The 13,500-nt window shown below is 44.2% G+C and carries 11 protein-coding genes and 1 pseudogene; 5 read left to right on the top strand and 7 right to left on the bottom strand.

From position 1 onward, the window contains the following. Window positions 1-206, top strand: a pseudogene (locus RIC07_RS24860) (IS5/IS1182 family transposase); the annotation flags it as partial. A gap of 60 nt (window positions 207-266) precedes the next feature. On the opposite strand, the gene RIC07_RS24865 reads toward RIC07_RS24860, so the two are convergent. The 5 genes from RIC07_RS24865 to RIC07_RS24885 form a co-directional block, all read right to left on the bottom strand. Further along, window positions 267-2,732, bottom strand: a complete 2,466-nt coding sequence (locus RIC07_RS24865) for an endonuclease MutS2 (RefSeq protein WP_446396849.1) — start codon at window positions 2,730-2,732, stop codon at window positions 267-269. Between the two features lie 180 nt (window positions 2,733-2,912). Further along, window positions 2,913-3,131 carry a hypothetical protein gene (locus tag RIC07_RS24870; protein WP_446380683.1) on the bottom strand — a complete coding sequence of 73 codons (219 nt, stop codon included), beginning with the start codon at window positions 3,129-3,131 and terminating at the stop codon, window positions 2,913-2,915. Between the two features lie 325 nt (window positions 3,132-3,456). After that, window positions 3,457-5,853, bottom strand: a complete 2,397-nt coding sequence (locus RIC07_RS24875; RefSeq protein WP_446396850.1) for a tetratricopeptide repeat protein — start codon at window positions 5,851-5,853, stop codon at window positions 3,457-3,459. A 135-nt stretch (window positions 5,854-5,988) separates the two neighbouring features. After that, window positions 5,989-6,198 carry a hypothetical protein gene (locus RIC07_RS24880; protein ID WP_006101310.1) on the bottom strand — a complete coding sequence of 70 codons (210 nt, stop codon included), beginning with the start codon at window positions 6,196-6,198 and terminating at the stop codon, window positions 5,989-5,991. 358 nt (window positions 6,199-6,556) lie between these two features. Then, window positions 6,557-8,431 (bottom strand): adenylate/guanylate cyclase domain-containing protein, encoded by a 1,875-nt coding sequence (locus tag RIC07_RS24885; RefSeq protein WP_446396851.1) that lies wholly within the window; start codon window positions 8,429-8,431, stop codon window positions 6,557-6,559. Window positions 8,432-8,535: 104 nt separating this feature from the next. Here RIC07_RS24885 and RIC07_RS24890 point away from each other — a divergent pair, with 104 nt between their 5' ends. After that, on the top strand, window positions 8,536-8,796 hold the full coding sequence (locus RIC07_RS24890) for a hypothetical protein (RefSeq protein WP_446396852.1): 261 nt from the start codon (window positions 8,536-8,538) through the stop codon (window positions 8,794-8,796). 186 nt (window positions 8,797-8,982) lie between these two features. On the opposite strand, the gene RIC07_RS24895 is transcribed toward RIC07_RS24890, so the two are convergent. Together RIC07_RS24895 and cobU are read right to left on the bottom strand one after the other, a co-directional pair. Next, a complete protein-coding gene (locus tag RIC07_RS24895; RefSeq protein WP_446396853.1) occupies window positions 8,983-9,594 on the bottom strand; it encodes a hypothetical protein in 612 nt (203 codons plus the stop codon). Window positions 9,595-9,648: 54 nt separating this feature from the next. Beyond that, entirely contained in the window at window positions 9,649-10,233 is a 585-nt protein-coding gene (gene cobU / locus RIC07_RS24900) for a bifunctional adenosylcobinamide kinase/adenosylcobinamide-phosphate guanylyltransferase (RefSeq protein WP_446396854.1), read from the bottom strand. A gap of 140 nt (window positions 10,234-10,373) precedes the next feature. Between cobU and RIC07_RS24905 the strand changes: the two genes are divergently transcribed. The 3 genes from RIC07_RS24905 to hpsU all read left to right on the top strand — a co-directional run bounded on the left by RIC07_RS24905 (window position 10,374) and on the right by hpsU (window position 13,351). After that, window positions 10,374-11,093, top strand: coding sequence for a hypothetical protein (locus RIC07_RS24905; RefSeq protein WP_446380689.1), 720 nt, complete (start codon window positions 10,374-10,376; stop codon window positions 11,091-11,093). 394 nt (window positions 11,094-11,487) lie between these two features. Beyond that, entirely contained in the window at window positions 11,488-12,444 is a 957-nt protein-coding gene (locus RIC07_RS24910) for a glycosyltransferase family 2 protein (protein ID WP_446380691.1), read from the top strand. 295 nt (window positions 12,445-12,739) lie between these two features. Continuing rightward, complete coding sequence (gene hpsU / locus RIC07_RS24915; protein WP_446396855.1) at window positions 12,740-13,351, top strand: hormogonium polysaccharide biosynthesis acetyltransferase HpsU; 612 nt, start codon at window positions 12,740-12,742, stop codon at window positions 13,349-13,351. Window positions 13,352-13,500: the final 149 nt, after the last annotated feature.

Consider the following 13,500-nt stretch of genomic DNA (forward strand, 5'->3'; position numbering starts at 1 on the left):
GCCTGAATCGAGTCATGGCTAGACTGCCCCATACTTCAGAAACAGCCATTGCTATTACATTTTTAGTAATGAATCTGTCTGCCCTGCTACGGCAGGTTTTTTGTCTTTTTTTGTTTCTTTCCACAATCAGGTATTTTTCAGGCTTTAATCATGATAAAACCTTATCATTAAGAGAAAATAAAGCCGGAAATATTTATGTTGCTTAATAGTTAAATAACTAATTAGTCAATCGGTTGTTTTTCTCCGACTTATTCAGCAAGCCCTAGCTATTTCAGGTAAGCGACTGTTACCCCCGATCCGCCTTCTGCTTGTTCGGCTAATTCAAACCGATCAACGAGGGGATGGCGTTCTAAGAATTCATGCACCCCAGCCCTTAATTTTCCAGTTCCTTTGCCATGAATAATCCACAATACCCCAGAGGCGATCGCTTTAGAAATAGCTTGTTCTAACTCTACTTCAGCATCCGCAACACGCGATCCGCGTAAATCAATTGTATTTTTCTCGGTGCGAATCGGGGGAGTCGGTGGCGATGAAGCAGCGGGTGCAGGAGTAGATGCAGGTTTTGATTTTACTGGCATTTGCGCCTTTTCACCCTCTAGGGATTCGATATCCGCTAGGGATACCGTCATTTTCATTAAGCCAAAGCGTACTGTAAGATCCCCATCTTCATCCGCAGGCGTCAAGACTTCCGCCGTTTGATTTAGGCGAGGAATGCGGATGCGATCGCCTACTTTGGGTTGAAAGGCGGGTTTGGCTTTAGCAGGGGGTTTGGGGATGTGACGCTGCTCAATTTCCTTCAGCGCATTGGTGGCTTTTTGGGCGTTTTGAGCGATTTGGGGTCCTTGCTGTAATTTGCGAATCACCTGGGCAATTTCTGCTTTGGCTTGGGCGATCGCATCTTGTACCGCTTGTTCCTGCGAGAGTTTCAATTCCCGTTCTCTCTCCTGCAAGAGTTTGGCTTTACTAGAGACTTCTTGATGCAAACGTTCGGTTTGCTGGAGGAGTTGGTTGGCTTCTTGGGCTTTGGTTTCCTGATCCCGCCGTTGGGCTTCTAGTCCAGAAATCACTTGGTTTACGTCTTCAGAACTGCTTCCGACTAAGGTTTGAGCAAGGGATACCACGTCTGATTTTAATCCTAACCGTTCGGCAATGGTTAACGCATTAGATCGACCCGGAATTCCCCAGAGTAGGCGATAGGTGGGAGAAAGGGTGACATCATTAAACTCAACCGAGGCGTTCTCAAATCGTTCATCTTGATACTTCAGCGCCTTGAGTTCGCCATAGTGGGTGGTGGCTACAGTAAGCTGGGCATGATCCGCCAGATAGTTGAGGAGTGCGATCGCTAAAGCACTTCCTTCGGCTGGATCAGTTCCCGCGCCAATTTCATCCAGTAATACGAGGGCGGATGTGGGATGGGGGGTGTCTGGTTCCCTTGGTGCTAAATCCTCGTCTCCCCCATCTGTAGAGACGTTGCATGCAACGTCTCTACAATTTTCTAATTCATCTAAAATCCGACTAATCCGGCGAATATGACCGGAAAACGTGGATAAACTCTGTTCTAAAGACTGTTCATCACCAATATCTGCCAAAATTTGCTCAAACCACGGCAGTTCTACGGGTTCTTTAGCAGGGACAAATAAACCCACTTTTGCCATGAGTGCGGCTAATCCCAATGTTTTTAAGGTAACGGTTTTACCCCCTGTATTCGGTCCCGTAATCGCCACGACTCGTATTTGGGGCTGAATCTGGATGGTAATCGGTACAACTGGCGCATCTTCTTCATGCTGATGCTGCCAGACTAACAGAGGATGTCGCAATTGGCGCAGGGTAATCGATTCTCGTTGATTCGGATCAATGAAGCGCGGCGGATTTGCCTGAAGCCAGAGGCTATATCGGGCTTTGGCGGTGGCTAAATCTAACCGAGTGGCGACGGCTAATACTTGTTCTAGATCCGGCTTAACGGCGGCGACTTGTTCAGTTAAGGCGCGGCGCACGGCTTCGGCTTCGGCTTGTTCCCGGCGTTGATAGGTTTTAAGTTGATTTCCCAACCCAACGATCGCATGGGGTTCGATGTACAGCGTAGCACCCGTACTGGAAGCGTCATGAACGATACCCGAAACCGAGTCTTTCTGAGGTGCTTTTACCGGGAGAACAAAGCGATCGCCCCGTTGGGTGATTAAGGGTTGCTGGAGTGCGCCGCCTTGACGCTGTACTATATTCTGGAGCGTTTGATAAATGCGATCGCGTAGGGATTTACTGTGCTGTCGAATTTCTGCTAATTTCGGACTCGCGCGATCGGCGACATCCCCGCGTTCATCGATACAACGGTGAATTTCTTGTTCTAATTCGGGATAGGTACGGATATCAGCAACAAGTTGGTTGAGAACCGGGATATCTTCTTGATCGTCAATGAGCCGCCGTAAACGCCGGACTCCTGCTAGAGTGGTTGCGATCGCCAGTAAGTCTTCCCCGGATAATATCCCTTGTCGTTCAGCGCGTTCTAGCGCATCACCAATATCCTGAATCCCCTCAAACGTCCAGCCACTGGTTAACTGACATTCAAGTTGATAGACTTCTTTCGTCTGCGCCAATAGATGCAGACTTTCCTCCAAAGTAGCGGGAGGATGGAGATGGCGAGACGCGATCGCGCCTAGTTTGGTGGCGGCGAAGGTTGCCAGGTGTTGGCACAGGCGTTGCCATTCGAGTAGTTCTAACGTTTCAGATTGAATCAAAGCCCAATATTAAAGGTTACCCTATATGTTTATTATTAGACAATTTTCCCGTACCGGGGAGTGAGTTTAACCGTAATGTCTCTGAGAAATTCTGTGGAGTTGTTCTCTAGTTGGAGGAAATAGTCAATGAGTTCTGCCCAAAGAAGAAGTAATTTATAATACACCCAGTTTACCCGTTGCCTATGCAGTTGCTTCCCTGGGGATAGATAGGGAACTATTAATCACCCAGCCTTGTTCTTCCCAAGGTTCAAGCGGAGTAATGGAATAAGAGGATGTCATTTTCTCAAGCTGACGCAAATCCTCAACCTGTACTCCCTGAAAGAGTTTGTCTAAGGCGTCGCGATCGGCTGAGGTTAGAGGAACCCTAGGGTATATACGAGTTTGTGTCTGTCTTACCATAGTTTAATCCTGAATCAATTTCTGCATGGGGATGCTTATTAACAAATATTACAGAAGCTTTACATAAATACATCCGCCATTTTACGGAGATTGTCTGCTCCGGGATTCTGACTAGAGAGGCATTCCATACGTTGTGTCTTTTGTCAATATATTCATGAACTGTATAAAATTTAACTAAAAGGCTGTTTTAAGATTTATTTGTCGGGTATGTCGGGACAGGTTTAGGCACAAACGCCATAAATTTAATTGATAACTTGAGGACACAACTCGCCCCCACTAGAATTCGGCGAAAATGTAATGTCCTCTTGCTTATTCATCGGTTCAGTCAATCGATGTCACGTTGAATCAAAGCCTGAAATCGATTATCTCCTCGAAGGTTATCAAAATCTGAATCGGTTTTTGCAATCTCTCGGTATTTTGACGGATTCAAGTTTATGGCTTTTTGCAAGCTTTCAATTGCTAGGTCAACTTTATTCTGCCAAGCATAACAGCTAGCCTTACCATAAAAAGCGTTAGCATCATTTGGTTGAAATGTTAGGGCTTTGTCGAAGCTAGCGATAGCCTCTTCAAATCGTTCTAAGTTTGCCAGTACAATACCCCGGTGAATCCAAACTTCATCAAAGTCTGATTGGGATTGGAGGATCGTGTCGAAGCTAGCAATTGCTGCTTCCAATCTTCCTAATTTTGTCAATGCAATTCCTTTTTTGTTGAGATCTCTTAGTGCTTTATTCCGGTTTTCCCAAGCCTTACCATACTCCGGATCGAGCCTCAGAGCTTCATCGTAGCTAGTAATCGCTTCTTCATAGCGGTTTGAGTGGTACAGCGCAATACCTCTAATATTCCAGGCACTGGGGTTGTCAGATTTGATTTCCAGAGCTTTGTCACAGCTAAGAATTGCTTCCTGATAACGTTGTAAATCATCTAATACACTGCCACGATTGACCCAGGCTAAGTGAAATTCAGAATCAAATTCCAGAGTAAAGTCAGGTTCACATTCTAAAGCTCTGTCGTAACTGGCAAGTGCCTCTTCAAGACAGTCTAATTTAACCAGTATATTACCCCGGTTGATCCAAGCTTGGTAATAGTCAAGTTTAAGCTTAATTACTTGATCGTAACTGGCAAGTGCCTCTTCAGGGCGATTTAAATCAGCTAGCGTAATACCCAGGTTGTACCAAGTATAAGGATCATCAGGTTTGAACTCAATAGCCTTTTGGTAGTTGGTAATGGCTTCTTCGTGACGACCTAAGTAAGACAGTACGACACCTCTATCGCGCCAGATATTGTAGCTGTTAGGTTGAATTTCTAAGGCTTTGTTGACGCTAATGAGTGCATCCTCATAGTGACCTAGGAGCGTAAGCCCATAACCAAAGTTGAGTAGTGAACCCAGCATCTTATTGTGGTGTTTTTCAGCGAGTTTCAGGAGAATGCGAAATATTGATGGAATGTATCTTCTCCACAGCACACATGTACCCTTGGCTTCAATTTGCCCATCGCACGGTTGAAGAATGCGTTCTCGACTTATGAGATAGTTCCAAGCATGGCGAATTTGCCACCAATGCTGTAAGCGCCGCAGCAAATTTCCATCTGCAATCAGCAGGGCTGTCGGCTTGACAGTAAAAGGGTAAAGTGAAATACCCACCATCTGCAGTAATTCCACTGCATCGTAAATGTAGGGAGCAATAGGATATTTCTTAACTACCTCTTGATACCGTTTTTCCCAAGTTCCCTTCAGTGTGTCGCGGAATATATCCCTCGTCAAAGACTGGCGATTATTTTTCGCGCTGCGAAGATTCTCGACAATATTTCTGAAAGTATGGTCATTTCTCTGGGCTAGACAGGCATAATCATCCGGGTTTGCTTCAATCTTTGCCTGGGAAACAGTCTCTCTCAAAACGCTAATAATAGCTGGTTCTTCGGGTTCTGGTAATTCATAGATAGCAAAGCGTTTCCACAGCGCTGGATATTTATCAAATTCCAATTTTTCCCACTCGCTTGGTTCATCAGGAAATTCTCGTTCCTTTTCATTACGAGCCGTGGCAATAACCCGAATATCCTGTTTACGGCAAGATTTTTCATAAAATTCGATTGCTCGAAGTAATCGTTCTTGTAGTGGTATATTTAACCGTTGTAATGGCTCATCGGCTTTTGGTGATTGCTCAATGCGCCCACCGTACATTTTGCTGTTCAAGTCGTCAAGGAAAAACAGCAACTTTCTATCCGTACCAATCTTATCCTCTGGAAATCTAGGGAGTGCATCCAGCCATTCACCACGTTTCAGGTGAAGAATTGTCCAGCCTTCGGTATTCAGTCTCTGTGCTAAGTTTGCCGCTTCCCGTGTTTTCCCGATTCCTGTCGGTGCGAGAATCAAAACCCAGCGCGATTCGTCCAGCTTTTGTTTCAATTCGTCGTGAATACTACGCCCGGAAATTCGCTCCTGATATGGGATCTTGTAATCAGCTAGCGGATCATTCGTATCACCACCGAGAATAGCTGGCAATACCTTATTTTGTGGTTTTATGATATCAAAAGGAAAAGTGTCAGGAAAAATTTGCCGCTGGCGACGTTGCTGGAGTATCCACCAGAGGAAACCCACAGCCTGACCGAAAATACCAACGCCAAGGATGACGATGAAAATATCCTTGTTTTCACTGATTAATTTCAGACTGGTTTCCAGTAAGCCTTGCACCTGTTGTAGCCAAACGTAGAGAACCTGGTTAATCATGGGAGGAGTAAAATGATTAAGATGCGCTCCTTAGCATCGCACTCTTTCCCACATTTTATCCGAGGAACTTTAAGTTTGCAGGCGTACTGTTGCTGAGTTTATGCCTTTAACACTACATTCTACCTTCAAGGGACTTCAAACTTTAGAGTTGTGACAACCCGATAAGCAGCCACCGCGCACCCATCCTTTCTCTTCCCAACGATCTAAGGGGGCTACAGCATAGTAAGAACTAATCGTTTCTATTTGATTAACGAACTCACCATCTAAGCCTGAAAAGATTTTATCTAACGCCGCTGTGTCTTTGTGATTTAACGGCATTTTTGAATTTCCCCGATTTCTTGGCATCGTTCTTCCCCTATAATCTCAATCCACTTAGATATTCTTTTTTTAGTTTATTAAGAAAAAGCAATAATGAGCAATTTTTTCTATAGAGATAGCTTATCACTCCTATTGCCATCTTTAGCTCTGATCGGCAACTGATGATGATTCTCGGTGATTGTTGATCCGCTCTAAGCTAAACCAGTAGATATACTTAAGTAAATCTACTCAAAGTTGGTGAACCGGGAACGGGGAACAGTAAGGATTTGAGGCTAGTTAACATGGCTTATACCAAGTTGCAGTCTAAGGTAGAATCTGTCATGATCCTTGTATGTAGTGCGAGCATCTTGCTCGCTACTAATACCCAATTTAAATGCATGACAGCTTATTTAATCTTCCCCTTAAGAAAATAAGTTGTCATCTTCCCTTTACCTTTAACCTGAATAGTGCCTCGTTCCTCAAACAGATAGTTATCCTGCAACTTTTTATACGTAAACTCAGTAACCTGAATTTTATCAGGAAGCCCTTGGGATTCCATGCGTGAGGCAATATTAACCGTATCTCCCCACAGATCATAACTAAACTTTTTGATGCCAATGACTCCAGCAACAACGGGTCCGGTATTGATCCCAATCCGAATACTTAAGGTTTGATTATTCTGGTTATTAAATTTGGTAATTACCTGTTGCATATCGAGCGCCATATTCGCCGTAGCTTCAGCATGATCGGGGCGAGGAGTGGGAAGTCCCCCTACCACCATATAGGCATCCCCAATTGTTTTAATTTTCTCTAATCCATAATAATCACTCAATTCATCAAACTCCGAAAAAATTCGGTTAAGTAATTCAACAACTTGGGCAGGAGGGAAGCGAGCCGATAATTCGGTAAAGCCAACAATATCGGCAAACAAAACTGTGACTTCCTCAAAATTATCTGCGATTGTACTTTCGAGTTGTTTCAACCGTTGAGCAATTACTTTGGGTAAAATATTTAGCAGTAGGCGTTCGGCTTGCTCTTGTTCATAGTGCAGTGCTTCTTGCCATGCTTTACGTACCGTAATATCTTCTACTGTTCCTTCATAGTAAATAAAATTACCGTGGTTATCGCGGACAGCTCTTGCCTTCTCCTCAATCCATATTTTTGTGCCATTTTTTCGGTAAATTTGCGATTCAAAATCTGAAACTGAGCCATATTTCTCCAGGATACGGACTAATTCATCATGACGGTTTGGCTGAACATAAAGCTGACGATTAAGATTAACTAAATTGTCACAAACTTCCTCCGCTGAAGCATAACCATAAAGAGTCGCCAATGTAGTATTTGCCGTTAAAAAACGCCCACTCGGAGTAATTTTAAAAATCCCTTCTACTGAATTATCAAAACTACTCCGATATTTTTCCTCGCATTTTTGCAGATTTTTGGTTAACTGTTTGGTTTTTAGAATAAGCACAATGAATAAGGTTGCCGCTATCAAACCAGAAACTGCATAAAATAAAATCCGATAAATTTTAGTTTTCCTGAGAAATACTTGATAAGACTGCTGATAAATGTCCAGGATCTGTTCACTTTGTTGCTCCGTGGGCAATTCCAGAATTTGCATCACCAGACTATCCACCTGAGATTCATGGGTCACAATAATTTCGGCATAGATTAGGGCGGCATCGAGTTCCGAAATACTCAGGGCAGAGGATGCTGTCAATACATCGGCACGTTGCCGAATTGCTGCCATTTGTCTCTGGATTTTGAGAATTAATTCATCACTGGGAGATAGGGTATAAATTAAAACATCGTTCAACAGAGTATTTAATTGATTGATTAACGCCTCAGCGCCTGGTTCCGTTGCGACTTGACTCGATAATTTTTGAATCGTATTAGGCAGGGATTTTAAAGATTGATTGAGAATAGTTTCTTGTTCAATTACTTCTTCGATTAAAACCTGCTTGTCTTGAAAGAGTGAGCGATTCTGTTGTAAGGCTGACTTAATTTCGGGATAATACTCTCTATTAACAAAATCAGGTATATCTTCTAAGTTATGGTGTAAGTTGTCAATCTGGCTTAAATCATTAAGAATAGTTTCAGGATCATTAAACGAATCCTGTTGAGCCTGCAATATATCTGTATTTAAAGTTGCGTCAGTTTCCTGGAGTTGGTGTAAGTTTGACAGATACTGATGGTGTTGACTAAAATTGATAGTCTGAGCTTTAATGAATAATATAACCCATAAAAAAGTTCCGCCTGCAGCAATTCCTATATTTCGCATAGCGGAGAACTTCATAATCAGCTCAGGTTCAATCGATTTAACAGACCTTACACCCAAACAGGCGACTCGATCGGGATAGATATCCTATCCACTCTTTTCAGGGCGTGAAAGGGCTAACAAAGACATCGTTTGCAAAACTTTGCGAACATGATGATCCATCAGCCGGAAAACTGCTCCAGCTAGGATGTTGGCTCGGTTTAGGTTATGTCTTGTTGGATACCTTCAACCTAGAGTCGGCAAAACAGTTTAAATTCATCGCCCCACCTGGGTGGATGTCTCGCTCTGCTCTCCAGGTGGGACATACAAGCGTCTGCCTGATTCTGCTCAAAGCCGATCGCACGTCTATACTGACAGCGACGGAGTAGCCAAAAAAACATGTCAGACCAGAATGGACTTCTCCGTCACCTTTGGGTGAAGACGTTTTACTCTCAGCCAGATAATATAGAAACACGCTGCACTGGGGTGTAAGTTCTACTTAAAATAACTTCCGGTTCCAATCCAGTCCGGAAGAGTTACCCCATACAACAGCGTTAAGTTTTATTGAGAAATTATTAATCGGTCGCGGATTTCTGGTTACCCGATGCCAAGGAATTATCAGGTGATGCTGACCAAGGTTTCCTGAGACAAGAGGTGCGATCGCGCACCAACCGTAGATAATCTTGCTGATTTAAGGATTCTGGGGGGTGAGGTGATTCTCGTTTCTGATTGTTTGGATGGGGAGAAGCCTTTCGATCACTACCCTCTCGATTCTCACCCTGACGAAGGCGGTGGTGAATCGTCCTCAAGCGATCCTGATTATTGATCGGTTCTCGCGGTTTGGGTAAATCCGTATTGGGCCAATTGGATAAATCGCTACAGGCGCAAGACTCTGGCGGTAATCCCACGTTGAACATAGGAACAGGCATATCGCAGCGGGAACAGGGTTCAAGATCCCACTTGGATGTCAACAACTCAGAAATCGTCTGGCTGGTTCCGGTGAGATAACAATCCCCGCTTTCGGGGGAAAGCAGATATTGCCAGAGTTCCTCAAACTCCTGACTATAGCGATCGCCTGCAATGATTCGCTGTGGTTGCAGCACCTTTTCACCATTGCGGACGACAATTGTTTTGCCAACCTGAAACCAATAGGCTAGGTAGCGTTTGACTTGTTGTTCAGATGCCATAGAATATATAAGACCTCAGCAGCAAAAGCTGCTTTATTGTTACCGTCTGTATTTCTATGGTAGCGATTCCCGCGATAGCGGTGATCCCAGGGTGCTGAGATTAAGCACATGACCACCCGTAACTAAATACACGGGGTTGGCAATCATACCGAACTGACGCACGACTTGACCGAGGCGATCGCGAAAAGTTCTGCCTAGGGGATAAGCCGGAACTACACCCCAACCCGTTTCTTCAGCAACCAGAATGATGGTGGCTGAGCTTTGGTTGACAGTCCGCAAGAGGGTGTCTGTGGTATCCTGCCAAATCCTATCCTCTTGATCCAGGCAATTCGCCACCCAGGTTCCCAAGGAGTCAATTAACAGACAATAATCCGGTTGATCCCACTCCAGAATCGTCTCGACTAATTCTATCGGCGTCCACACCAAAGTCCATTCGGCGGGGCGTCTCTGTTGGTGCTTCTCAATCCGGGCAACCCACTCCAAATCGTTGGGATCAACCTGTGCCGTTGCCACATAAACAACCTGCTTATCTGTCTTATCGGCTAATTGTTCTGCCCATTCACTTTTTCCAGAACGGGCTGGACCCGTGACCAGGATAAGCTGACCCATGGATAGTATGGTTCCTGCGATCGCTTTCATCTGCCGTGATCAAGTTTAATCGACAATGATCAAAAATTAGCGATTTGCCGAATCTCTTCCCAGATTGGGTAAAAATTGAATAGGTAGGTGGACTGCATCTGCTGTAATCAGCGTGATTTTTGCCCAGTGGCATCAGAAACATGAAACCAGAACTGCAACGGATCGAAAGCACTCTATCTCAATTAGCCGAGGATGACTCAACCCCATCCACGGCTGTGGCGTCCCCAGTGGACTCAACTGGGGATCAGTCTAGCGACTCCGCCAAAGGGAAAGAACCTTCATTCTCGATTAGTGTGACGCCATTCCCGGCTCAAAAGCAGCAAGATAAAACCCCAACACTGCCGAAACTTAAATCGGCTAGCTTCAGTGAACATCGCCATAGTGCCAATCCCGCCTTGGCAATGAACCTGCTCAAAGAAATTGAAGAGATTGTCTCTGGTTGGCAGAAGCAACTGCATACCATAGTCCGGCAAATTCAAGATATTTATATGGATGGACCAATCGTTGAGGGGTGGTTAGAATCTCATGCCCGTCAACCGGAAGCGGATCACTCAGGAGTACGTCGTGCTGAGGTGGATCGACTCATGGACTACGTAACCCAACCGTGGCATCAATCCCAGGGTGATGAGAATGTTACCTGTGAATCCCCCCGTGCAGGGTATCGCCTTTGTGGATTAGATGCAGATGGTCAATTTTGGGTGCGTACCTGTCCAGCGGATCAAGTGCCTAGTGTCAGTTTAGCGATCGCACGGTATCAGAAGCTACGACAACTACTGAGTCGCAAAGATGATCTGGAAACGCGCCTCAGCCAGCTTGCCGAAACCCTAGCGGTATTGCACGCTCATCTGGGTAATGACTGAACCTTCAGCTAAAAGTTGGCAGGTTAGTGAGTCAGGAAGTTATAACATTGGTGGAACGTAATGGCACTTCTGTCGCTGTTTCCTATCTCTTATCCCGTTCAAAGTCTTTAATTGAGAATGACACTGTAGCCTATTCCACCAGAATAAAGATGCTCAAAACGCTAAACTATGAATTTGAGCATCTAGCCAAACGTTTGTTGAACCAGTAGAGATGGTATGGTCAAAGTGACAAAATTTCATAATCCTCTCCAGGAATCGAGGGAATGCTACGATTTGCGCTATTTATCACAGTTCCGCCTGCCCCAACTCGAATCCGTTTTGAATCGTATTCATTATCAGCGTTCAAACTACAAGTAAACCGTTCCCGTTTTCACCGATTAAATCTTTTTAAAGTATGACTAGTCTTGATTCTAAAGTTCCCGTTTCGGTTCTAATTCCGGCAAAAAACGAAGAAGCTAACCTTCCGGCTTGTCTGGCTAGTGTGGCTAGAGCCGATGAAGTATTTGTAGTGGATTCCCAAAGTAGCGATCGCTCTATCGAAATTGCCGAAAAAACGGGTGCGGAAGTCGTGCAATTTTATTTCAATGGGCATTGGCCCAAAAAGAAAAACTGGAGTTTGGAAAATCTGCCCTTTCGTAATGAATGGGTGCTGATTGTGGATTGCGATGAACGCATTCCCCCAGCGCTTTGGGATGAAATTGCTACGGCGATAAAAAATCCCAACTATGAAGGGTACTATATCAATCGCCGCGTTTATTTCTTAGGCAAGTGGATTCGCCACGGGGGAAAATATCCAGACTGGAATCTGCGCTTATTTAAACATCAAAAAGGTCGCTATGAAAATCTGGGAACTGAAGGAATCCCCAATACAGGAGATAATGAAGTTCACGAACACGTTATCCTGCAAGGTTTAGTCGGTTATCTCAAAGCAGATATGGATCACATCGACTTCCGAGATATCTACCATTGGTTGGAACGACACAATCGCTATTCTAACTGGGAAGCCCGGGTCTACCTTAATATGCTCACGGGTCATGATGAATCAGGTACGATTGGTGCTAATTTATTTGGAGATGCGGTACAGCGTAAGCGTTTTTTGAGAAAAATTTGGGTGTGGATGCCATTTAAACCCACCTTGCGGTTCATTATCTTTTACTTTATTCAATTCGGTTTTCTGGATGGTAAAGCAGGATATACTTACGGGCGCTTGTTGAGTCAATACGAATATCAAATTGGTGTCAAACTCTACGAATTACGTAAATTTGGCGGTCATCTCAATCCAGAGGTGGAAACATCAACCGTATCATCTGCGAAATCTCCAGCTACTTCTGTGGTTTCTCCCAATTCCTAATCGGCTGTTACATTGTTCAAATTACTGATTAATATTTGGTTAAAGGAAAGAAAAAAAATTAATTTTCATTGATTTGGCAATGAAAAAAATAATAATTGATTAGCCAATGCGCTGAAAAAATAGAATGGTATATATAGCAATCCTATTTGAGTTGTGTCCAAAAATCTGATGATTTTCGGGAATGGGCAACACCTCGACTTCGCTCGGTGTTCCCTGTTCCCTAATCTCCACCGCTAGCTTTAATTGTGTCTACCTACTTATTGATATTAAGGTTTAAATGCCGAAAAGCTTATCTATGAGCCGAGACTTAAACACCAACGTTCCAGATTTCACCGAACCTCCTGTTTTAGATGACACCCCATTAGTTGATTTGCGAAATTATGACCAGTCCAATTTTGACCGAGGGCGTCCAAGCTGGTTCATTTTACTCTGGTGGTTAGTGCAAGCTATTGCTTTTCCAATAAGTCCACATAATTTTAATGGCTTTCGCCGCTTTATCCTGCGGCTATTTGGTGCCAAAATTGGTCGAGGCGTACTCATCCGCCCAACCGCTCGCTTTACCTATCCTTGGAAGGTAGAAATTGGGGACTATAGTTGGATTGGGGATGATGTGGTGTTGTACAGCTTAGAGCAGATTCACATCGGATGCCATTGTGTGATTTCTCAAAAAAGCTATCTTTGCACCGGAAGTCATGATATTCAAGATGCGGCTTTTAGCCTGAAAACGGCAGAAATTAGCGTTGGGAACGGAGTTTGGATTGCTACCGATTGCTTTATTGCTCCCGGTGTACAAATTGGAGCGAATGCCGTTATTGGTACCCGCAGTAGTGTTTTTAGTAATATTCCCGCTCAACAGGTGTGTTGGGGAACACCCGCTCGCCCCCGTTATCTACGGCAAATTCGGTAATTAAATCGATAGGCAAAATAAAAGTTATATCATGTCCTAACGATTACCCATCCATAATTAGGACAGACGCTCCAGACGCTCCAGACACGGAGAAATTTTTATTAGGGGTGTTTGACCGGACATGATATTAATAGTGGAGGAACTTAGGG

The sequence above is a fragment of the Coleofasciculus sp. E1-EBD-02 genome, from assembly GCF_040218245.1.
Classification (GTDB): Bacteria; Cyanobacteriota; Cyanobacteriia; order Cyanobacteriales; family Coleofasciculaceae; genus Coleofasciculus.

Excerpts from the sequence above, each read along its gene's own strand:
- RIC07_RS24875 (WP_446396850.1), bottom strand. The coding sequence starts at position 5,853 with ATGATTAACCAGGTTCTCTACGTTTGGCTACAACAGGTGCAAGGCTTA.
- RIC07_RS24910 (WP_446380691.1), top strand. The coding sequence starts at position 11,488 with ATGACTAGTCTTGATTCTAAAGTTCCCGTTTCGGTTCTAATTCCGGCA.
- cobU (WP_446396854.1), bottom strand. The coding sequence starts at position 10,233 with ATGAAAGCGATCGCAGGAACCATACTATCCATGGGTCAGCTTATCCTG.
- RIC07_RS24880 (WP_006101310.1), bottom strand. The coding sequence starts at position 6,198 with ATGCCAAGAAATCGGGGAAATTCAAAAATGCCGTTAAATCACAAAGAC.
- RIC07_RS24885 (WP_446396851.1), bottom strand. The coding sequence starts at position 8,431 with ATGCGAAATATAGGAATTGCTGCAGGCGGAACTTTTTTATGGGTTATA.
- RIC07_RS24905 (WP_446380689.1), top strand. The coding sequence starts at position 10,374 with ATGAAACCAGAACTGCAACGGATCGAAAGCACTCTATCTCAATTAGCC.
- RIC07_RS24895 (WP_446396853.1), bottom strand. The coding sequence starts at position 9,594 with ATGGCATCTGAACAACAAGTCAAACGCTACCTAGCCTATTGGTTTCAG.
- hpsU (WP_446396855.1), top strand. The coding sequence starts at position 12,740 with ATGAGCCGAGACTTAAACACCAACGTTCCAGATTTCACCGAACCTCCT.
- RIC07_RS24870 (WP_446380683.1), bottom strand. The coding sequence starts at position 3,131 with ATGGTAAGACAGACACAAACTCGTATATACCCTAGGGTTCCTCTAACC.